This window comes from Alteromonas sp. W364 (genome assembly GCF_031846205.1).
GTDB classification, from domain to species: Bacteria; Pseudomonadota; Gammaproteobacteria; order Enterobacterales; family Alteromonadaceae; genus Glaciecola; species Glaciecola blandensis.
The window spans coordinates 521,928-545,126 of the sequence record NZ_JAVRID010000001.1; the positions used below are offsets into that span (position 1 = coordinate 521,928).

Consider the following 23,199-nt stretch of genomic DNA (forward strand, 5'->3'; position numbering starts at 1 on the left):
TCTTATCGCTTGCCTGCGCGTCGTAACGCTTGAGGCGTAAATTCTCGGTCATCTGGCTCGATAGTGAAGTCATACATTTGCTCTTCATTATCCAAACCAATCGCCAAGTAACGACGAGAGTTTAGGTCATGGTATACATCCAATGTAGACCACTGTGTTGGAACGTCGTAATAGTTTACACCATGTGCGATTGCGACACGATATAATTCGCCACGATTATCGTACATATCTGCCACTTGGATCTGCCAGCTATCTTCGTCGATGTAGAAAACACGCTTCTGATAAACATGACGGAACTCTTCTTTCAGAGTCGCTTCAACAACCCAAACACGGTGTTTCTCAAAACGTGTTAGTTCTGGGTTAACATGATTTGGCTTCAAAATGTCCTCATAACTTACTTTGTCGCTATGCAAAGCGTAGTTATTATAGGCAACGTACAATTCTTTTTTACCCAATAATTTCCAATCGTAACGGTTAGGTGAACCGTTATACATATCGAAATCATCGGTTGTACGAAGACCATCAGCTGCCGTTCCCGGAGCATCATAAGCAATGTTTGGTGCTCTACGAACACGACGTTGTCCGGTATTATATGTCCACGCTTGACGAGGCTCTTTCACTTGGTCAACCGTTTCGTGAACCAGAAGTGCAGTACCTGCTAAACGCGCTGGGCTGGTAACACTTTGCTTAAACTTAAATAAGATGTTATCCGCAGCCAAAGACTCAGGAGTAGCATCGTCCTCAGCGTATTTAATCATTAGTTGCTCATCAAAACCGATAACGTTAAACGCACCGCTTGCTGTTACTGCAGCTTGGCCGCCATTACGTTGTACTGCTTCGCCACGGAAACGTAAAGTATGATTCCAAATAGCCTCTAAACCATTTGCTGGAATTGGGAATGGAATCCCTTTTGCAGCGCCTTTAATACCATTACCGCCATCTAATAACTCAGCGCGCGTTGCGTTGGCTTTAGTTGCGTCATATATACTTTGTGGATTTGATGCAGAGCGACGTGTCTGATATACCGGCATCTTGTAGGTGTCCGGATATGTTTCAAACATTTTTTGTTGACCATCACTCAAGAACTCAGCGTACTCTTTGTAGTTACTCGCTGTAATGGTAAATAACACTTTATCGTCAGCAAAAGGGTCGATGTGGAAATCGCCTGGCTTGTAACCTGCTGGTAATTCAGTAATTCCGCCTGTCCATGCTGGGATTGAACCATCAGCATTACCTGCTTTCTCTCCGCCAAGTGGTGTCAATTCGTTACCCAACTTAGCTGCCTCGGCTTCAGAAACCTTAGCAAAAGTTTGTCCAGCCAAAGCAATTGAAAGCCCTGCTGCGATTAAACCTAGTTTTTTAATCATTACTACGTCCTTAAATTGCGTATTTAATATTGAAAGATACAAAGTCTCTATCAGCTAATGCGTTTGTGGTTCCAATACCACCCCAAAAAGCGTTGTATGAAGCGGTAGCTGACCATTTGCTTAAGTAATCGAAAGTAAATGATAAATTAGCTGACTTTCTGTCTTCCAAGAATAAGAATAATGGATCCGGCGTTGTGCCATTTACGTCATGAGCAAAAGTAGCTCTAGTACGCAAGTTGATTCCTGCAAATACGTTATTGAAATCGGCAACTGCCAATAAACGGTAACCCCACGCTCCCGATGTCGCGAATGGGTTTGTTTCTGGACCATCAGATAAGCCAACATGTAAACCAGCTCTATCACTGATGATGTTGCCACTAGAATCTCTAACCGGCTCTAGTGATGGTGTTCTTGCAGTACCAGGCGCATTCAAACGAATCACTTCAGGGTCTGGGAAGTCGGTGACTTTCACGTAACCTGCTTCACCCAATAAAATAAAGTTATCTGTACCAAACTTTGGACCAAACACGTGTGACGCTGTCATCTGTGCTTGCCATGTATCCGATGTCAGAAAACCTTCTGCAGTTTGACCTGGACCAACGTTACGACCAATGTTGTTTAGTTGAGATATACCCGCTAAATCTGGACGTAAACCTGCGTTAGCAAGTTGCTCCGGCATCCCCGTATACAACAATTCGACATCGTCTATTTGTAATGGTTCATCTACACGGTAAGCAAACTCACCAGCAAACGCTGTTTCACCGATATTAGTGTTAAAACTAAATCCGTATAATTTAATGTCTTCAGGGTAATCAAACTCTGACTTCGTGAACGCACGCAAATCAGCTAAATTGTCGCGATTAACGCCTTGCACTAGTAACGCTAAATCAGCTTGTATTGCTTCTGGACTAAAGTCTGAAGTAATACCTGCTACTAATGGACGCTGGCTGTGGTAATTAATATGGTAGAAACTAAATTCAGTTTCGTTCAACTCTTGAGCGTACCATGACAGCTTAATACCATACTGACCTTGGTCATCGGCGTCATTATGTGCTTCATCACTTTGTGCTCTTACTGCAACCTTTGTTGGGTAAGCTAGATAAGCTTGGCCAATCGTCGCTGGATCAGCACCAGCAGCTAGCGCTGCACCAAGGCCATTTAATTGCGTAATCAAGGTTGCCGAATCAATATCAGGGTTTCCAGTAAAACCAAGTTGAATATTGTTATACGAACCACCCTCGCCTGCAAAATCGTTACCAGCAAAGTACGAACCTGCCACAGGCAATCTTGAGCGTTCCCACTCATATTGATAATAAGCTGATAAGCTAATCGTATCTGTTAGACCCACAGAACCAAATAGCATTCCTACTGGAATGAATACTTCTTTCAATTCTGCACCTGGTGCGCGAGCACGAGTAACGTCAACTGGATTGGTTGTATTGATACCGTGTTGGATAAAGGTGCTTTCACCCCAGCTGACGACTTGGTCACCTAGACGCAAAGAAACAGGCATGTCACCCACATAAAAATCGGCATAAACGAAAGCATCCAATAGACGGAAATCGCTACATAGCTCTTCAGACGCTCTATCGTCACGACACACGTCATAAACATCGCCATTAATTGGATTAGCATAAGCACGGTCGTTGTCCGAGTTTTCAAAGTCGTAGAAATAGAATCCACGAGCAAAGAAACCGAAGTCGCCATAAGCTATTTCTAGTTCGTGTAAACCAACGAACTGGGTTGAAAAGGCATCACCCTTGTCGTAGTTAAGGTTACCCAAATCGCCGTTTGCCGAATATGCACCGTCTGTTAACGCCCAAACGTCAGCAGATGGATAAATTACGTTAGTGGCAGCGTTGTAGCCAGTCCAATCCAAACCGGGTTGATTACTGTGCCCAATAAGACCGAAATCACGATCTTCAGTTCGAATGCTTGTTGCTAGTGTGAAGTTTGAGTCAAAGGTAACGGAAACGTCACCGAAATCCCAATCAGCTGCTAATGCGCTTTGTGAAGACGCCGCCAACAACGCAGCGATACCTGCTGCTAATGTAGACTTTTTGAATGCGCGAGGCTTATTTGTCATGTTCCTACTTTCTCCCGAACTATCGTTGTTAACGATATTTTTCTAGTAATACGTAAACTATTAACAAAATGATTACATCATTTTACATCAATCGCAAGAACAAATCGTACCAGTTCAGCAATATTCATGTAATAAAGCGGAACTGGGACTAAAAAAGGCCGACAAATGGCTTTTTTTCAATCAATTGCCCTTTCAAAGGAGTGAATTTTATTCTCTTTATTCACCATTAAGCAGAATTTCCCGCTTATGCCAGTTGGTTCAACAAAGCGGCGCAGTCTCGTGCTTGGGATTTGAACCCTTTCGCCTGTGATTGCGGTGACCACTATTGATTGAATTGAGCTCTCGTATAAATTTTCACATTCTCGATAACTCAATTTAATATTAAAGATATACTGTTTCATTCATGCAATCTTGCGTGTTTTATTAGTCAGCGTCTGATAACAAGCTTTTACTGACCTTTTCAAATAAATCGTTACTTAAGGTCTTATTTGCCATTATTCTTTCCAACTGCTTCTTCATTAAATCATTACAATGTTGATTATAGCCATTGCGCTGAATTAATGGCGTCACCAGTCGTGCGGCTACTTGCGGATTAATCGCATCTAAATTAATGAGGTAGTCGGCAAGGAACCGATAGCCAGAACCGTCTTTGGCATGAAACCCAGCCGTATTGTAAAAAGCGAAGCTACCTACTAAAGAACGAACCTTATTTGGGTTTTTCATATTAAACTGACGATGGCTTGCCAATAAGGTCAAGCGCTCCAGAATATCTGAATAACTCGTTGTTGCGTGCAAAGAGAACCATTTGTCCATCACAACAGCGTTATCTTGGTAGCTTTCTTCAAATTTTTGCATCAAGTCTTCAAACAAAGAAAGTGATGACTGCTGCGCTGCCTTGAGTGCCCCAAGCAAATCGGTCATATTATCCGCTCGCCGATACCGATCTTGTATCATGGCCTGCACTTCTTCTGTGTCATTACTCGCCAGTAAATACAACATGGCATTACTCAATCGGCGATGGTTAGCTGACTCTTTGTTGTAAACATAGTCTTTGTCTAATTTAGTTAAGGCCTGATAACGAGTAATTAAATAGGAACTCAGCGCTCTTGAGAGCTCACCAATAACGTTCTTTTTAGCGGCCACCAGTAATAAAGGATCGACATCACTGAGACCTTGCATTAAAGACTCAGTGCTGGGAACAGTTAACAACTCGCTAAGTAACTCTGGCTCATGTTCTAATTCAACAAAGACCTTTTGCAAGATTTCTATCACATCATTATCGATTCTGCTCGCTTGAACAACGTCTTTATTCTTTTGAGATGTCATCGATTCGTAATGCTGCGTGATCAAGCGTTGATATATAGACTGAGAGGCGTCCCAACGAGAGTAGTCGCTTTGCGCATGCTGTAAAATAAGTAAGAGCTCTTCTAATGAATAGTCGTAATGCACTTTGACTGGAGCAGAAAAGTCACTGAGTAAAACGGGCACACAATCATTGGCATGTACATCCAAGCTTGCGGTTTCTGTATCTAAAACGAACGTGCCTTGTTGTAGGTCCAATGCCACACTGGACCCATTATACTCAATACATTCAAGCTTAATCGGTAGATACAAGGCCTGTTTGTTAACTTGGTCACTTGTCGGTGAGGTCGTTTGTGAAAATTGTAAGCGCATTGGTTCATGTTCAGTTTTCGGTATTTTCTCTACCGTCACCTCCGGCGTTCCAGATTGGGAATACCACAATTTAAAATGATTTAAATCGGCATCATTGGCATCTTGCATCGCATTAACGAAATCATCGCAAGTGACGGCTTGTCCGTCATGCCGCTCAAAATACAAATCCATACCAGCCCTGAATCCTGATTCACCTAGCAGAGTGTGCAGCATACGAATAACCTCTGCACCCTTGTCGTAAACCGTTACCGTATAGAAGTTATTCATTTCAATTACTTCGTCAGGACGGATTGGGTGGCTCATAGGGCCTGCATCTTCAGCAAATTGATGCTCTCGCATTACTTTCACTTGATTGATTCTTGTAGCGAGCTCACTAAACATGTCAGCAGAGAATTTTTGATCACGAAATACGGTTAAGCCCTCTTTAAGACTCAATTGAAACCAATCTCGGCAAGTCACTCTATTTCCTGTCCAGTTATGGAAATATTCATGACCGATAATAGATTCAATGTTAAAGAAGTCGTCGTCGGTGGCTGTGTTCGCATCGGCTAGCACGTATTTGCTGTTGAAAACGTTTAGTCCTTTGTTTTCCATTGCCCCCATATTGAAAAAGTCGACTGCCACAACCATATAAATATCTAGGTCATATTCTAGGCCGAAGGCCTCTTCGTCCCACTTCATCGCTTTCTTTAATGAGGATAAAGCATGATGACCTTGTTCACGTTTTCCTTTATCAACGAATAATTCGAGTGCCACTTCTCTACCAGAGCTCGTAGTAAAAGAATCACTTAATTTGTCAAAGTCACCAGCAACTAACGCAAAGAGATAACACGGCTTTGGAAAAGGGTCATGCCAAGTAACACAGCGAAGGCCCCTTTCATTCGTAGTATCTTCAATTAAGTTACCGTTACTAAGGACATGAGGAAATTGTTGTTTATCAGCCTCAATTTTGACCGTGTAGACTGACAAAACGTCTGGACGATCCAAGAAGTAAGTGATCTTTCGAAAGCCTTCCGCTTCACACTGGGTGCAGTAGGCATTGTTTGAAAGATATAAGCCTTCTAAAGAACCGTTATCCTGAGGGTTTATCGTATTTGATATACTCAAGGTGAATTCTTTTAAATCTTTAATAGATTCGTAAGGAATGATCAACTGATTTTGGTTTTGAACATAGGAATCTACACGTTCACCATTTAATAACACAGCCTTAAGCTGTAAGTCTTGGCCATCTAAACACAAATCCGCGTCATGGCGCTCTACGGAAGTGTTCAAGCGGATGTTAAGTTCCGATACAACGCTAGTTTCAGTAGGGTGTAAGCGAACGAAAAGATTGATGGTGTCGATAAGGTATTCTGGCGCACGATAATCACTGCGCTTTTTGCTAATGCTCTGAGTCATAAAGTCCTAGCTTAAATAAAATGAATATACAAACTAAGCCCATATTGGGCCTAGTTCAATTACTTAGCCTCTGCAACTGCAGCCTACTTTATGCTTTACCGTCTACAATTTCTACTTTCGGGGGCGTCAAGCGTAAAATTTTAATGCCCAAGAATGCGTAGATAACAGCTAACACAGGGTTTATTAAGTTAAAGAATGCGTAAACAAAATAGTCGTAAACCGATACCCCTAAAACACCTGACATGTAAGCACCACATGTATTCCAAGGAATCAAAGGTGACGTTAAGGTACCGCCATCTTCCAAACTACGAGATAAATTCAATTGATCCAGCCCACGTTTTTCAAACTCTTCTTTGTACATACGACCTGGCATTACGATACTGATATACTGATCTGCAGTAATAATATTGGTGCCAATACACGTTAGGATAGTACGCGTAATCATATCACCAGCACTCTTCGCGCCTTTCAAAAAGGTGGCAACGACGGCTTTTAACAGCCCTACTTTTTCTAAGACAGCACCAAAACTCATGGCGCAAATAATCAACCATACGGTGTTAAGCATACTAGCCATACCACCCCTGCTGAGTAACTTATCTAAACTTTCGTCACCTGTTTCGAAAGATACGCCTTCAAACAATGCACTCCATACAACCATCAGATTCTGTATAAATGGAGCACGTTCATTACTGAGCATTGAATCGACCAGGTCGCCTTGAAAGATTAAGGCCCAAACACCACCCAACAAGGCGCCGATGGCGATTGCAGGAAAGGCTGGTACTTTTCTAATGGCAAGCGTTAATAACACAACAAGGGGCACCAATAGATACCACCCAAGGACAAATTGTTCGCGCAATGTGCTTTGCATTTTTTCAATACTGTCGGAAACCTCGCTGGTATCTTCGGTAAAACCAATCACAACAAAAATAATGAGGGTGATAGCAAAGCTCGGGATCGTGGTCCAAAGCATGTATTTTATGTGCTCGAATAAATCAGTACCGGCAATCGCAGGGGCTAAGTTTGTGGTCTCTGATAGAGGTGATAATTTGTCACCAAAATAAGCACCAGAAACAACCGCCCCCGCCGTAATTGCGAGTGACATTTCCATACCTGTAGCGACGCCAATCAGCGCTACACCAACGGTTGCCGCGGTTGTCCATGAACTACCAATACTCATAGCCACTACGGCACAGATGAGCGAAGCAGCAGCATAAAAGAAAGTGGGGTTTAACAAACTCAGTCCATAGTATATTAATGTAGGTACTGTGCCAGATAACATCCATGTGCCGATTAGCGAGCCAACCACAAATAATATCATGCAGGCACCTAAAGACATTGAAATGCCTTTCACTAAACCTGCTTCTATCGACTTCCAGTTATGCCCGTTTTTAATACCGATTAGCGCAGCAACACCCATCGCGAGCAATAGTGCTATCTGATTGGGTCCATAAGAAGAGTCTTCGCGATATAAAAATACCGCACTTCCCATAAAAAACACTAGTAATACAATAGGGATCAAAGCGTCTACAAGTGACGGCTCTTTTAATTGAGTGGATGACATTAGATTTCCTTACGCTAATGAACGATAAAACATGAAGGCGATAACAGCTGGACACACAAAACGCACGTACCAAGGCCAAATTCGCCAGAACCAACTACCCTCAATATTATCATTGCCATGCTTCAGATCGTTGAGGATATCGTTTCTGCGCCATACCCAGCCAGCAAAAATACACAACACAAAACCGAGTAGTGGTTGGCTATACTTAGTTGTTAAAGTAATGACCAAGACAAACAATGCTTCAAAGTTAAATACAATTAGCGCCGACACAAGCATCACACAGAATGTCAGTAAGACTGAAGACTTTTTACGACTAATGCCTTTGCTATCAACCAAATATGCCACAGGAACTTCAAGCATTGAAATAGATGACGTAAGTGCAGCTATGACCATCAGCGCAAAAAACGCGGTCGCTACGACAAAGCCGACTAAATCAATTGTGGCAAACAAAGCAGGTAACACTTGAAAAATAAGGCTATCTTCTGAAATTAGTGCACCCGTTTCAGTAAATATTTGTACACCGTTATTCGCTGCTACGTACATTGCAGGAATTATTAACATCCCTGCAAATACGGCAACGCCGATGTCAACTAAGGCGACAGATGCACCCAGCTTTGGTAAGTTTTCATTACGTTGTATGTAAGACCCGTAAACTAACATAGTCCCGACACCTAAGGACATTGAGAAGAATGCTTGACCCATTGCGTCAATCAATAAGTCTGGATCTAGCACGCGATTAAAATCAGGCACTAAATAAGCCTTCCAGCCCTCTAAAGCTCCGTCCTGAAAACTCACGTAAATAATTAGAATAATAATGATTGCAAACAAAGTGGGCATTAAACGAACTGACCATTTCTCAATACCATTACTAATACCACCGCTGACTACGTAGCCAGTCAAGCATAGGAATAAAATCATGAAACTTAGGTTTCGAGGGATAGAGAACTCAGTTAACCAAGGGATATTGAGTGAGAACATATTAGTCGCAGCGTCGATGAAAAAAGCGATCATCCATCCGGCAACAATACTGTAAAACGCAAGGATGAAAACAACCGTCAACAAGCCCAGAGAACCGGTCATAACGCCAGCTACTTTGCTCGCTTTGTTGCTGGAGATGTCTCTAAGTGCATCGATCATATTGGCGCGTTTAGCTCTACCTATGATCAATTCGGCCATGAGTACGGGATAAGCCAAAAGAAAGGCCATTATCAAATACATGAGCACAAACGCGGCTCCCCCATTCTCAGCAACCTTCGTAGGAAAGCCCCATATATTTCCAAGGCCAACCGCCGAACCTGCCGCCGCCAACACGAATCCTATTCGCGAGGAGAACTCACCGCGTGCACTCATAATTACCCCATCACTGTATTATTGTTTTTATTTTTTGATATTGGTATTGCAAAAGCAACAAAGGCAGCCAAAACGCTGCCTTATTGTTTATTTTATTTTTTTACGACTCTTTTAAGTTTAATGCGTAACTACCAGTACTGATCATATCGAACGTGATATTCGCTGCTTCAGCTAGGAATGGATCGATTTCATCAATCTCGTCTGGTAAATCGTCTTCCAAGGAACCTACTGGTTCAAGCCCCATGCGCTTTAAACGTTCATTCAATCTTGTTAAGGCTTGGTCATCGTTTTCCGCGCGAGTTTCTAAGCGCTCTGACTCAACAAGACTAATATAGTCTTTATCTTTGTTTTTGTTGTACTCTTCGATATCTTCAAAGATATAGCCAAATTCTGGATCCTTCATTGCGCGCGCTGAATGTTTGGCAGCTAATACATCTATCATACCATCGTAGCGACCTAACTGACTGTAGTTTGCTTTACGGATACTGTCATATGGTAACGCATTTTCTTCCTTGCTTTCGCCCCACTCTGCAGGATCAATGGGTGAAGGGTAAAGAATATCAGGAGTAACCCCCTTATATTGGGTACTACCACCGCTAATACGGTAGAACTTCGCAATAGTAAACTGCACTGCACCCAATGGATTTTCGTCAAGGTCATAGATTCTGCTTAAACCACGGTGTTGCTGAACAGTGCCTTTACCAAACGTTTGCTCACCAACAATAACGGCTCTACCATAATCTTGCATGGCTGCTGCAAAAATCTCGCTTGCAGAGGCGCTATATCGATCAACCATGACCGTTAAGGGGCCTGCATAATGTACCACCCCGTCGGTATCACGGTCGACACTGATTCGTCCATTTTCATATCTGACCTGAACAACCGGGCCTTTTTCAATAAACAAACCACTTAAATAAATAGACTCAGGTAGTGAACCACCGCCGTTACCTCGTAAATCAACGATAACGCCCTTCACTTCTTCTTCTTTTAACTTATCAAGTTCTTTCTTAACGTCCACATGAAGATTGTGGTAGAAGCTTGGGATATTGATTACACCTAATTTCTGCCCTTTATTTGGACCAGACTCAGGAATATAAACTTCAGACTTGGCAGCTCGGTCTTCCAATTTCACTTTGTCACGTGTGATTGTAACTTCAGCTAATTTCTTGCCCTCGCCTTGTCCTTTCAATACTTGCAAAGTAACAACGCTGCCTTTTGGACCTTTGATCAACTGCACCACGTCATCTAAACGCCAACCAACAACGTCAACGAACTCTTCCCCGTCTTGTGCAACAGCAACGATTTTGTCTTCTGGTTTTACCTTTTCAGACTTATCAGCAGGGCCTCCTGGCACTAAGCTAACTATAACAGTGTGATCTTCCTCACTGCGCAGTACGGCGCCAATGCCTTCCAAGGATAAGTTCATTTCCATCTGGAAACGTTCAGTATTGCGTGGACTTAAATACGAAGTATGCGCCTCAATGCTACGAGCAAATGAATTCATCACAGTCTGAAAAACATCTTCACTCTTAGTTTGAGACAAACGTTTAATCGCTCGCTCATAGCGTTTTTTCAAGATGTCTTGGGTTTCTTCCCATGTTTTATCAGCCATCTTTAAATTTAAAGCATCATACTTCACACGTTGACGCCACACTTCATTTAACTCGTCCTCAGTGCTTGCCCATGCCGACTCTTCACGATCATAAAAATACTTATCGTCTTTTCTTTCGAAATCGAACGGAAGGTCCAGTAACGTCAATGCATAGTTAAATCGTTCAGCACGACGCTCTAAGTTTACTTCGTAAATGTCGTAAGCAATGTCGAGATCACCTTTACGAATGGCATCATCAAAGTCGTTTTTTAACTTTTCAAATTTCGCAATATCTTTGGCGTAAAAAAAGCTTTTGTTTAAATCAAGTGAACGCAGGTAGCGGTCAAAGACTTTTTGAGACAAAGCATTGTCAATATCAATTTTCTTGTAGTGAGATCGAGTAAAGTGGTCAGTAATTCGTTTTGCCGATTTACCATGTTGCGACTCTTGCTTAAGCTCAGGAATCACACCTGTAGTTTCTGTGCTGGGCCCGGGTAGGCTGTAACTGAAAAAAGAGATCCCACCAACTAAACACGTGGTGACTGCAACTGAAACAAATCGTTTTTTAAAAGTCTTTACTACATTACTCTGCATTTAATCTACCTTACTAATTTGCCCGACCTTAAACTGTAAGCCTCAACTGGGCTCGTTGCACTTTGACCGTCATGCCGGAATTAAGTTGCACTTGAATGCCATCTTTTGCAATGTCCGTGATGGTAGCTGCCATTGGTGTACTGCCTACCTTGACAGAAACCTGAACACCCACTTTTAGGTCATCATCGTTAAGTTCTCTTACTTTTACTTTCGCTGGTGCTGGTTTAGATCGCTTATCACTTGGCTTTTTATCACCAGCAGCGCCCTTACCTGGAATCTTGGCTCTATTCTTATAGCTTTTTTTGTCATTCGCTTGTTTCTTTTGCTCTTGACGCTTTTCGGCTGCTTTCGCTTTGCTTTCTTGTAACTGTTGCGCAGCGTGTTCAGCATGTTCGCCTTCGACTAAGTCACCGTTTTTACCATCGAGATCTACGCGATGTACACCTTCTTTGATTGACGCCAAATACTTCCAACTACTGGTGTAGTGTCGAAGTGACATTCTCAACAAGCGTTTACTTACTCGAGGGTCACCCTCTAAACGTAAGGCTAGGTCGTGGAAAATCCCAATTTTAAGTGGCTTTGCATCTGCATCCAGTGAAAAGCATTTAGGGTATTCTGCAGCAAGAAAAGCTAATACTTCTTTGCTGTTTGCTAATTTTTGTTGTTCTTCCATTAAATTACTTCGTGTTCTGTCGTCTTTAAGATTCTTCGGAATCATCCCAAGTTGATAGTAGATGATCCACCCAATCAACCAAGTCGTCAACCTCAATCTCTAATAAATAGCGATCTTGGTGCCAATGTTCCCACGTTTTTTCCATTATTCTGTTAATTCTATCGGCATCTTCGTCTTCATCAATAGCGTCGTAGACCATATGCAAAATAGTATTCAGTTTTTCTGAGGCATCATATGCATCATCATGGATGTCTTCCATGTCATCTGGCGTACTCAAAAGCGTGTGTATATCAACAAAATGTTTCATGTTTACTCGCTTATACTCTCATCGAAGGTTGACACAAATTGTGCAACAAGCGCTTCTAATCCAGCTTTGTCATCTTGGTCAAATCTATTGTGTACAGGACTATCAATATCTAGGACACCATATAGCTTGCCGGAAGCCGAAATAATGGGGATTACAATCTCAGAATTAGAAGCAGCATCGCAGGCAATATGGCCGTCAAATTGATGTACATCGTCTACTAGTAAGGTACTTTGTGTTGCTGCGGATGTGCCACAGACGCCCTTTCCCATTGGAATACGTATACATGCTGGTTGACCTTGGAATGGACCTAATACTAATTGCTCTTCTTTGAACAAGTAGAAACCGGCCCAGTTTACCTGAGCTAGTTGATTGTAGAGAACCGCTGAAATATTCGCCATATTCGCAATGCGATCCGGCTCCGAATCAATTAAAGCAGCAACTTGAGCATTAATTAACTGATAGTGTTTTTGTTTATCGTTCATTCATTCTTATATATAGCTGTGGAGATACTACGAAAGCGACATAAAATACTATTTATGTGCCAAGTAAGGCCTCTGCGTTTAGGTTACAGCGGAGTATAGTAGCACTCGCTCTAAATCTTATAGAAGCCTTTTAAAGGACTTATTATTTTTAATTGTATCTATTTGTGTCAACGTTCATGTTTCAAGCAAATCGTCTTTTTTATGACAGTTTTACGCCGTTTATTTATACACCTTTATACCAGCGCTTAACACGAGCCCGTCACATAACTCCTTAACCGAAGAACCAGTAACTCACCATGATGGCCGTAAAAATACCTGCACCATCAGCAGCTAGACAGCAACCAACAGCATATCGACTATGTTTGATGCCGACCGCCCCAAGATAAACCGCGAGCACATAAAATGTGGTTTCAGTTGAGCCTTGCATCACAGATGCAAGTCGCCCAGCAAAAGAGTCGGCACCATGATGTTGCATCGTTTCTATCATCAACGCTCTTGCACCACTGCCGCTCAAGGGCTTCATCAATGCATTAGGAACCGCGTCAACAAATCGCGTATCAAGACCAACAGCAGACACCATATAGGCAATGCCTTGCATAACCATATCGAGCAGGCCGCTTGCTCGCAGCATACCAATGGCAAACAGCATTGCGAGCAAGAATGGAATGATAGTAATCGCGACTTCAAAACCCTGCTTAGCGCCGTCGACAAATAATTCATAGGTGTTTTTCTTCTTGCGCCAGCCTAGGACCAACACTAGAACGATAAATAGCAGTAATAAAAAGTTAGCGACCAAGGATGACTGTGAGGCCAATTGCTCTGCCGCTAAATTTGAAAAATACAAAATAATCGCAGCCAATAGACTAAAGACGCCGACTAAATACCCGAGCACAACTCGATTAAACAGATTTACTTTCTGTACCGCACAAGTGATGAACAAACCAGCTAAGGTAGAAGCGCTTGTGGCGAGAAGAATTGGGATAAAAACATCTGTAGGCTGCGCGGCTCCCTGTTCTGCTCTATAAAGGAAGACGGCAATTGGAAACAAAGTCACTGATGATGTATTTAGTACTAGAAACAAAATTTGAGAATTAGTTAAGGTGTCTTTCACTGGCGCGAGGCTTTGCATATCTTGCATCGCTTTAATACCGAATGGCGTGGCAGCATTATCTAGCCCAAGCACATTAGCTGACATATTCATTGTGATGCTTCCCAAGGCTGGGTGCCCTTTCGGAATATCAGGCATAATGCGGCATAGTAAAGGTTCGAGAACTCTTGAGAATTTAGCGATTAGGCCTGAATGTTCAGCAACTTTAAATATGCCTAACCAAAATGCAAGCAAACCGATCAAACCTATCGCGATATCAACACTCGTTTTTGCCATGGACACAATCGCATTCATGACTTCTTCAAACCCGCCTAAGTCACCTGTAATCGCCACTTTTGCGCACGTGGCAATAAACGCACTTACAATAAAGAATAGCCAGATTTTATGTAACATTTAGTCCCTTGTTTATTTTCGTTATTATTGGGTCTCGGTGCATTAGTATATGTGAACGAAGGTAATTTGGTAGAACAAAATCCATATGATTGTGGAAAAATCTGTGGATAAATTGTTTATTTCCTATGTGTAAACTGTTCACAAATAATTAGCTAAGCTACTGACTTTAAAAGGTTTAGATTTCACAAATATTGTATGCTATGTTTATGTTATTGAAGTTTCATAAATTAATTGCAAAAACCTGTTTATATTTTACTCAGTTTTAGTCTATTATATCTGTCCGATTAATTTTGTAACACGCTTCTCCCTGATATGGACGTTGTACTCAAATACGTAGTATCGGTTAAGCATGATTGGTTTGAAAGACAGTTGTTTACTAATTGTAATTAACCAAGTGTATTAGTAGTAAAAGTTAGCGCACGGCTCAGTAATGGGCCATTCCCCTAAGCCTGGAACGTTTGTTCCGGGCCTTTTTATTTCTGGGCTTGTGTTCTAAGCATTGCGATTCATAAATGTGACTATTCTTGAACAGTCAGGTCGGCTTCGAAACGCTTAGCATTCTCTTGGTAGTGTTCCGAAGACTTTTCCAGCATTACCGCTTGAGCTTCATTTACCTGCTTTACAATTTTGGCTGGCGATCCCATCACTACTGAATAGTCAGGAATTTCCATTCCCTCTGTGACCAGTGCATTGGCGCCAATAACACAATGATGTCCAATTTTAGCGCCGTTCAATACCACCGCATTGATACCGATAAGAGAATAGTCACCAATAGTACAACCATGAAGCATGACTTTATGACCTATTGTTACACCTTTGCCTATTTGCATCGGGTAGCCATAATCGGTGTGCAGCACAGAACCGTCTTGAACGTTGGATCCTTCGCCTACCTCGATGAGATCACAGTCACCTCTTATCACCGCATTAAACCAGACGCTAGCATTGTCTTGTAAAATGACTTTTCCCATCACTTGTGCGCTAGGTGCAACGTAGGTGTTATTGCCCAATCTGACTTTTTCATTGCCTAGTTGATAAATCATGTTTTTACTCCTACTTAATTTGTCTCATTAACCCTTCTTGCATCGTTGTCGCAACCAACACACCGGATTTATCAAACACTTTTCCTTGAACAATTCCTCTACCAGTGCCACTAAAAGGACTTTCCATTTCGTACAACAACCAGTCATCAAAAGAAAAGGGCTTGTGAAACCAAACAGCGTGGTCAATCGTGGCGAGCCGGAGTGATTTGTCATGCACCGCTAAGCCATGAGGTTGTAGAGACGTACTCAGAAAATGGTAATCCGATGCATAAGCTAAGGACGCTTGATGCACGCTCAGAGGACAATCCATTTTGTCTCTGCCTTTCAGCCAAATACAACGCTTAGGATCTCGCTTTTCGGCAGTATATGAATTTGCCGAATCGACTGTTCGAATATCTACTGGGCGATGGTAGCTTAATGATTCTTTCATGCGCTCGGAAAGGCGTTCGTAATTGTCTTCGTAAAATTTTATATCTTGGGCAACATCATCAGGTTCTGGCACCTGCGGCATGTTAGCAAACTGATGTGATAAGCCCTCTTCCGGTCGCTGGAAGGAACACGTCATGTCAAAAATTGTCCGGCCATTCTGAATCGCTTTCACTCTTCGAGATGAAAAACTACGTCCATCTCTGACGTTTTCAATATCGTAAAGCACCGGTTTTTGCGCGTCACCCGGTAAAAGAAAATAGGAGTGCAAACTGTGGATGACATGATCTGGATCGACCGTATGATAGGCGGCAGCAATAGACTGCCCCAATACTTGTCCGCCAAATAAGGCGCGAAACCCGAGGTCCCAGCTTTGGCCACGAAATAATCCATCTTCAATCTTTTCTAAATCGAATAGGTGTTCAAGTCTTGCTTCTGACAACTTACTTTCTCCGTTTTGGATCTTTAGGGTAATAGTGTTCTTTCGCTACTTCTTGATGTTCGAAGAAACGCGTATCTTTGTAAGGCAGTTTCATAAATCCCGAAATACCAAGGCCATCTATTTGTGGAATAAGGTCGATAATTTCCTTCAATAGACTCCTGAATTCTAGCTCCATATTGTGATCTAGCAAGGTATAATAGTTATGAATTTTAAGATGTTTTGGTAATGCTTCAAAAATAATACAACCGGTGTGATGAATTGCGTTCAAACTCTTAATTTTTGCCATTAATGCTTCTGGCAGTTTTAGTAGTTCATCCGGATCTTCGCCATCTTCGAAATACGAGTGCATTCTGCTCTCATCTTCTGATAATGATACTTTACTCAATTCATATGGAATCTCTAATTGAGCATGGGGTTTAAAGGCCGCTTTATCACTTCGGCGCTCTACATGCAGCGTGTTTTTTGCATTGAACATACAACTTTTAAAAACACCACTTCGAGTGATCGCTCGCGCTAGATTGATGACATTGTCAACGCTTCTGTCGAACGATAATTTAAGGCTTGGATCAAAAAGATTTAAGCTTGAATCAACGAAGATGCCCTCTTCTTCCCAACGAATTGCCAAACCACCCACAACTGGATATTTACCGAGGCGACTCACGGCAGCAATAAATCCTTTTTCTGTTTCACCCATCCCTTGTAAATAATTTTTGTAATAACGTTCAAATTGGGCATCATCTACGTAATTGAGATCATCAAGATTAATGCCGTCTTGTTGGCGTAGATAAGATTTCCTTGAACTGTAAACCACCGTTTCAATATCTTTCACTTCTTGGTGGATCCAGGTAGGAACCATGCAAGGTTTTTCATTAACCTGGTCATCAGCGAATACTAAATGACGAAACCTTGGGTAGTTCACAAGCAAGTAATCTCCTGCTTGCTCTCGCTCTTTTCGCTCGTCACTCATCAGATGTTGTAATACCTTAGCGAATTCTTTCGGTAAGCCCAATGCGCTGGGTGGAATTGCTAAACGACCATAGCGAGAACTTTGACCAGAGGCTAAGGCATAAAGCGTACTCGCTAAACCTTGTTCATCAAATCGCGGGCTGGATAGTTTTCCATTTAATTGGTCATCGCCGATAAAATATACGTCGCCAAGCCGAGCATTGGTTTCTTGAAGGTCAGAAGACATCAAATCCATCACATTGCTTGTAATAGTTTGACCGTTTGTATCAATCTGGGCAAACACACATGACCCCCAGTCAATGAGGCTTACCGCTTCGTTTTCACTATCCCAAACTAAATTTGAAGGCTTAATATCGCCATGTACGATGGGTCTGAGCGCGCCGCCTTGAGTAAACGCTCTTAAAAACGCCAAAATTTCACATAGCTGTATCGCAATTTTTATAATTAAGCGAGGAGGCAAAGGTCCGAATTGAAGTGAGTATTTTTCAAAATCAATCCCCTTTGCTCGCTCCATTACCAAAATTGATTGCTTTTTAATTTGTTGAAACTCTAACAACTTTGGCACGTTTGGGTGAATCACTAAGGCTTGCATGAACGCTTCTTCTTCTAAGCGATCTTGAATGTGTTGCGGGAGCGTAATACGGGAAAACTTAAAGACCAATTGCTCTCCATTTTTAGCCGTGCCAGAGAAGGCAAAACCAAAGGCTCCCTTACCAATCATTTCAATATCAATATACCCAAGCTTTTCCAATTGCGACATACACAGATTGACCCAATTCTTTAGCTTTTTGGCATCTTTATGGGATAGCAAATAGATCGATTGGTCGTCTGGAATGTAGAAATGCTTGATGGGAGCTGACTTAGATTGATCCGGCATGATAATTACTTCTGTGCTTCAGTTTTCAACCAAGATACGCCGCAGTATTCGTTCGCATCACCGGATAAGCATGAACATAGTTGCTGAATCAGTTCTTCTAACTCTTCAGCTAGCTGCCACGGTGGATTGAGTATACACATACCAGAACCATACATACCTGTATTTGGACTTGGCGATGACGGACTAAAATACACGTTTAACACCGACTTTACTGGCAATTCAGCTAAGGACGCTAACATTAATTTGCTCAGTTTTGCTTTGGGGTTTGCAACGATCTCTCCACTTTTATAGTCAACACGTTGTGGGGACAATAGTGGGTACCATATTGCGTAACTGCCTATCGGCCATCGTTTTACAGCGACCTTCATCTGTTCAAGAACTTGAGTGTATTCCTCAGCATTTTCGTAAGGAGGATCGATGAGTACCATACCGCGGTTAGGCGAAGGCGGTAACATCGCCTTTAATGCTTCAAACCCATTTCTATTTTGCGCTTTTATTATCGAATGTTTACTGTTGCTCTGTAGTTCATTAAACGCTTGAGGATGCAACTCACAAGCAAACGCAGTATCGTGGTCTCTCAAAAGCTCATCTGCAATCATAGGAGAGCCTGGATACTGAGAAGATTGTTGATACGGCGCAACCACTGTTAAGTAATCGGCAATCAAGCCTTCAAGATGATTAGCGCTGTCATTCAAGTTTTTAATACCTGTATTGGCTTCCGAATTCTTAAGAGCCTGCTCAGAATTCAAGTGATACACACCAGAGCCCGCGTGGGTATCAAGGTAGAACATCGGTTTCGATTTGACAGTAAGCTTTTTGAGCATGGACATCAAAGTGATGTGTTTAAGCACATCTGCGTGATTACCTGCGTGATATACGTGTTGGTAGCTAAGCAAAGATTAAGCATCCTTCATAAAAAAAGACCCGCTTCGCGCGGGTCCTGATTCGATACGAGTATCCTAATATTACATCTAAGTTCCAGAAATAGCAGTCCTTACTTTAAATGCATCAACATAAGTTGAGGTGATTGTAGATAACTCATCCACAAGTTGTTAAAACGCACCATGGTTGCACCGTCTATCACCCGATGATCACCAGACCAATTGAGCATCATGATACTTTGCGCAAATACCTCACCGGTTTCGTCAAATCGAGGGAGCTTTTGCGTTTTACCCAAAGCTACTATTGCAACTTCCGGCTTATTGATCACAGGTGTTGCTGTCATACCGCCAATCGCGCCAATATTGGAAATGCTGATGGTACCATTTGATAGGTCTGCGTTAGATAGCTTGCCCTCTCTCGCAGAAGCAATAATGCGGTCGCATTCTTTAGCAACTTCAAATAACGATAGGTTTTGTACATTTTTGATGTTCGGGACTAATAATCCGATCTTTGAGTCGACTGCCATGCCTATATTATGAGAACGCAAGTAGTGTAGCTCTGTCTCATCTTTATTCAATCGAGAATTTACTACCGGGAACTCATGTAAAGCCAATGACAGTGCTTTTATGAAAAAAGGCATAAAGCTAAGCTTTACCCCTTCCTTTTCGAACTGTGGCTTAAGTGCTTGCCTTAAAGCGATGAGTTCATCCATCACCAATTCATCTGAGACCGTAAAATGCGGTATCGTCGTAACACTGGCAAGCATTTGTTTTGCCATAGCAGCCTTAATACCGCGCATCGGAATCGTTTCAAGTATGTCTGAACTTTCACTTGTATTAACCAAAGTAGAATGCGAGCTACTTTGTGACTTGTTTTGGCTTGACGGTCCTTTCTGAGCATTGTTCGACAAAAAGTGCTCAATATCCTCTTTTAGGACTCGGCCTTTCTTACCGCTGCCAGCAACCATACTTAAGTCGACATTTTTCTCTCTGGCGACACGTCTCACCGCTGGGCTCGCTAGCGCTTTGCCATTTTTGGTATTTGATACCTGACTGGCAGACGCCTCCTGCACTGTTTGCTGTTCTTCAGTCGTTTGAATTACACGCTCCGGCTCGCCACTAGCGATAGTTGCTGAACCAGCGATTGTTTGGTCGAACAATGGCGTGTGCACCTGTGCAATATCGCCCTGTGCATAATGCAACTTAGTCACAACACCTTGATGCTTCGCTGGAATTTCTACTACAGCCTTATCGGTCATGACTTCGACAACCACTTGGTCTTCCTCAACCAAATCGCCTTCTTGAATGCACCACTTCACAATCTCACACTCAACAATACCTTCACCAATATCTGGCAGAATGAACGCCTCTTGCTGGCTTCCTTGTTGATTTATTTCATGAGACGCTAGCTTTTCAACACTTTCTTCGATTACGTTATTGGTCGATTCAGTGACATTTTCAGAAACGCTTTCTGTGCTCGCTTCACCCTCAATATCCATTGCGAACAATGGCTCATGGACCTTTGCAATATCGCCTGTTTTATAGTGTAGCTTGCGCACAACGCCTTTGTGCATTGCTGGTATCTGGACAGTTGCTTTATCGGTCATGACTTCGGCAACCGGCTGATCCTCTTCTATTTGGTCGCCTTCATTGACTAACCACTCAAGAAGTTCACATTCAACAATACCCTCGCCAATATCGGGTAGAATAAATTCGTTCATGGTACTTCCTTAATAGTTCATCGTGCGCATGATAGCTTCGAATGTTTTCAGGTGGTCTGGCATATACTCTTTTTCATGTGCCAAAGGATAAGGCGTATCAAGACCACACACTCTCGCAATGGGTGATTCTAAATGCAGAAAGCATCTTTCTTGTACAGTGGCAGCGATTTCACTTGCAAATCCACCTGTTAACGGAGCTTCATGATTAATCAATAGACGACCGGTTTTGCACACCGATTCACAAACAGCTTCCACATCCCAAGGTAGAATACTCTGCAAATCAATCACTTCACAAGACACTCCCTTCTCACTGGCCATGGCGGCTGCTTTTTCAATGATTTCTACTTGAGCTCCCCAAGCCAGTAAGGTGATATCACTTCCGCTTGAGACAAGGTCGGCTTTGCCCAAAGGTAACTCGTAGTCTTCCTCTGGCACTTCACCTACTGAGGCACGATATAGTTTTTTCGGCTCCATAAATAACACGGGGTTGTCATCACGAATAGACGATAATAATAGACCTTTCGCTTGACGAGGATTGCGTGGAATAACGATTTTCATTCCAGGAATGTGCGCAAAGAAAGCCTCTGGCGACTGTGAATGATAGTGACCGCCAGCGATTCCGCCGCCATACGGCGTTCTAATGGTCAACGTTCCCGTGGTAAATTGACCGCCCGAACGGTAGCGCCATTTGGCGGTTTCATTCACGATTTGGTCAAATGCGGGGAAAATATAATCACCAAACTGAATTTCAGCAATTGGCACTGAGCCCTGAGAAGCCAAACCATTGGCGAAACCAATTATGCCTTGCTCTGTTAACGGAGTGTTGAAGCAACGACCTTTACCAAATTTCTCTTGTAAATTACTTGTGGCTCTAAAAACACCGCCGAAGTGGCCTACGTCTTCACCAAACACCATGACTTTTTCGTCTTCCGTCATTGCAGTGATCAGCGCGTTGTTAATCGCTTGGAGTAAGTTCATCTTTGCCATTACTTAATTCTCCCTGCCGTCTTCGGATAGTGTTCTGGATAACGTTTAATATGCTCTTTGAGGCTTGAAAGTTGTTCTTGTAGGTGCCAAGGTGGCGTATCGTATACATCCTCAACAATATCTTCTATTGGCGCTACGTCGACTTTTTCAGCTGTTTTTACAGCGGCAAGAATATCTGAGCGAGATTTATCTAGGAACTGCTCTGTCGCTTCCTTATCAAACCACCCTTTTTTATCTAGCCAGCGAGTGAAGCGATCGATAGGATCCTTCGCACGCCATTTTTCTTCTTCGTCTTTCGAGCGGTAACCTGTGGGATCATCACTCGTCGAGTGTGCTGCCAATCTGTAGGTCATAGCCTCAATAAGCACAGGGCAATTCTCGGCAAGCGCAATCTCTCTCGCTTTCTTTGTCGCAGCATAAACAGCTAGGACGTCATTGCCATCTACTCTGATCGTTTTCACGCCATATCCAATGCCCCTAGATGCAATACCATCACCTTTGAACTGTTCCTCAGCTGGCGTTGAGATGGCATAGCCATTGTTTCGGCAGAAGAATATCACTGGACAATTTAAAACAGCCGCCATATTCACACCAGCGTGAAAATCACCTTCAGAGGCTGCGCCTTCTCCAAAATAACAAATGGTTATTGCATCGTTACCCGCCATTTTTTGACCGTAAGCATAACCGGATGCCTGTGGTATTTGAGTGCCGAGTGGAGAAGAAACAGTCATGAAATTCAGCGTTTTATCACCATAATGAATTGGCATCTGTCTGCCTTTATTCGGATCAAGCTTATTGCTAAACATCTGGTTCATAAATTGTTCGGTTGTGTAACCGCGATATGCAAGAGCACCTTGTTCTCTGTACTGTGACATGATCATGTCATGCTCGGAAAGTGCCGCTGCACTGCCAACCGTAGAGGCTTCCTCACCTGTACATGATAGATAAAAACTAATACGACCTTGTCGTTGTGCACCAACCATACGCTCATCTAGCAAACGAATATACTGCATTGTGGACGCTATTTTTTTAGCCGTCGTTTCATCTAAATGTGGTGTTTCATCTGGGTTTGTCTCGCCGCCTTCTTGGTCAAGCAATTGAATCATTGGTATTTCTAACAAGCCATTTTCGATAAGTGCGACCTCGTGAGTCGTTTTCACATTCGAAAGGTGATTTCTGTCTTGCATTATCAACATCCATTAGAGTTTTATTTAAGCGTATATAGTAGTTAAGCTTTCACCCTACTGTTTTGCTAATTTTTTTATAAATATTGCT

At 42.5% G+C, this 23,199-nt stretch carries 18 protein-coding genes; all 18 read right to left on the reverse strand.

Annotated features, from left to right (window positions below; translation table 11 throughout):
- Positions 1–2: 2 nt before the first annotated feature.
- Positions 3–1,367 carry a DUF1329 domain-containing protein gene (locus RM556_RS02295; protein ID WP_311360363.1) on the reverse strand — a complete coding sequence of 455 codons (1,365 nt, stop codon included), beginning with the start codon at positions 1,365–1,367 and terminating at the stop codon, positions 3–5.
- Between the two features lie 10 nt (positions 1,368–1,377).
- Positions 1,378–3,453: a DUF1302 domain-containing protein gene (locus RM556_RS02300; RefSeq protein WP_311360364.1), complete on the reverse strand. Its 2,076-nt coding sequence runs from the start codon at positions 3,451–3,453 to the stop codon at positions 1,378–1,380.
- A gap of 176 nt (positions 3,454–3,629) precedes the next feature.
- Positions 3,630–3,854 carry a DUF2835 family protein gene (locus RM556_RS17345; RefSeq protein WP_409220039.1) on the reverse strand — a complete coding sequence of 75 codons (225 nt, stop codon included), beginning with the start codon at positions 3,852–3,854 and terminating at the stop codon, positions 3,630–3,632.
- A 22-nt stretch (positions 3,855–3,876) separates the two neighbouring features.
- The gene (pepN, locus tag RM556_RS02305; RefSeq protein ID WP_311373739.1) at positions 3,877–6,525 is read right to left on the reverse strand and encodes an aminopeptidase N; all 2,649 of its coding nucleotides are present in this window, start codon (positions 6,523–6,525) and stop codon (positions 3,877–3,879) included.
- 88 nt (positions 6,526–6,613) lie between these two features.
- A complete protein-coding gene (nhaC, locus tag RM556_RS02310) occupies positions 6,614–8,086 on the reverse strand; it encodes a Na+/H+ antiporter NhaC (protein ID WP_311373740.1) in 1,473 nt (490 codons plus the stop codon).
- A gap of 9 nt (positions 8,087–8,095) precedes the next feature.
- Positions 8,096–9,436, reverse strand: coding sequence for a sodium-dependent transporter (locus RM556_RS02315; protein ID WP_311373741.1), 1,341 nt, complete (start codon positions 9,434–9,436; stop codon positions 8,096–8,098).
- Positions 9,437–9,536: 100 nt separating this feature from the next.
- Entirely contained in the window at positions 9,537–11,621 is a 2,085-nt protein-coding gene (gene prc, locus RM556_RS02320) for a carboxy terminal-processing peptidase (RefSeq protein ID WP_311360368.1), read from the reverse strand.
- 28 nt (positions 11,622–11,649) lie between these two features.
- On the reverse strand, positions 11,650–12,294 hold the full coding sequence (gene proQ, locus RM556_RS02325; protein WP_311360369.1) for an RNA chaperone ProQ: 645 nt from the start codon (positions 12,292–12,294) through the stop codon (positions 11,650–11,652).
- A gap of 25 nt (positions 12,295–12,319) precedes the next feature.
- On the reverse strand, positions 12,320–12,601 hold the full coding sequence (locus RM556_RS02330) for a hypothetical protein (protein WP_311360370.1): 282 nt from the start codon (positions 12,599–12,601) through the stop codon (positions 12,320–12,322).
- 2 nt (positions 12,602–12,603) lie between these two features.
- Positions 12,604–13,083, reverse strand: a complete 480-nt coding sequence (locus RM556_RS02335; protein WP_311373742.1) for a GAF domain-containing protein — start codon at positions 13,081–13,083, stop codon at positions 12,604–12,606.
- 271 nt (positions 13,084–13,354) lie between these two features.
- On the reverse strand, positions 13,355–14,584 hold the full coding sequence (locus RM556_RS02340) for a nucleoside recognition domain-containing protein (protein ID WP_311360372.1): 1,230 nt from the start codon (positions 14,582–14,584) through the stop codon (positions 13,355–13,357).
- Between the two features lie 518 nt (positions 14,585–15,102).
- Entirely contained in the window at positions 15,103–15,624 is a 522-nt protein-coding gene (locus tag RM556_RS02345) for a gamma carbonic anhydrase family protein (RefSeq protein WP_311360373.1), read from the reverse strand.
- Positions 15,625–15,634: 10 nt separating this feature from the next.
- The gene (locus tag RM556_RS02350) at positions 15,635–16,492 is read right to left on the reverse strand and encodes an acyl-CoA thioesterase II (protein WP_311360374.1); all 858 of its coding nucleotides are present in this window, start codon (positions 16,490–16,492) and stop codon (positions 15,635–15,637) included.
- Between the two features lies 1 nt (position 16,493).
- Positions 16,494–18,335, reverse strand: coding sequence for a protein kinase domain-containing protein (locus RM556_RS02355; RefSeq protein WP_311373743.1), 1,842 nt, complete (start codon positions 18,333–18,335; stop codon positions 16,494–16,496).
- Between the two features lie 5 nt (positions 18,336–18,340).
- Positions 18,341–19,231, reverse strand: a complete 891-nt coding sequence (locus RM556_RS02360; protein WP_311360376.1) for a 23S rRNA (adenine(2030)-N(6))-methyltransferase RlmJ — start codon at positions 19,229–19,231, stop codon at positions 18,341–18,343.
- A 98-nt stretch (positions 19,232–19,329) separates the two neighbouring features.
- The gene (locus tag RM556_RS02365) at positions 19,330–20,937 is read right to left on the reverse strand and encodes a dihydrolipoyllysine-residue acetyltransferase (RefSeq protein WP_311360377.1); all 1,608 of its coding nucleotides are present in this window, start codon (positions 20,935–20,937) and stop codon (positions 19,330–19,332) included.
- A gap of 9 nt (positions 20,938–20,946) precedes the next feature.
- The gene (locus RM556_RS02370; protein WP_311360378.1) at positions 20,947–21,924 is read right to left on the reverse strand and encodes a transketolase C-terminal domain-containing protein; all 978 of its coding nucleotides are present in this window, start codon (positions 21,922–21,924) and stop codon (positions 20,947–20,949) included.
- Entirely contained in the window at positions 21,924–23,111 is a 1,188-nt protein-coding gene (locus RM556_RS02375; RefSeq protein ID WP_311360379.1) for a thiamine pyrophosphate-dependent dehydrogenase E1 component subunit alpha, read from the reverse strand. Before RM556_RS02375 ends, RM556_RS02370 begins: the two co-directional genes overlap by 1 nt.
- Positions 23,112–23,199 lie beyond the last annotated feature (88 nt).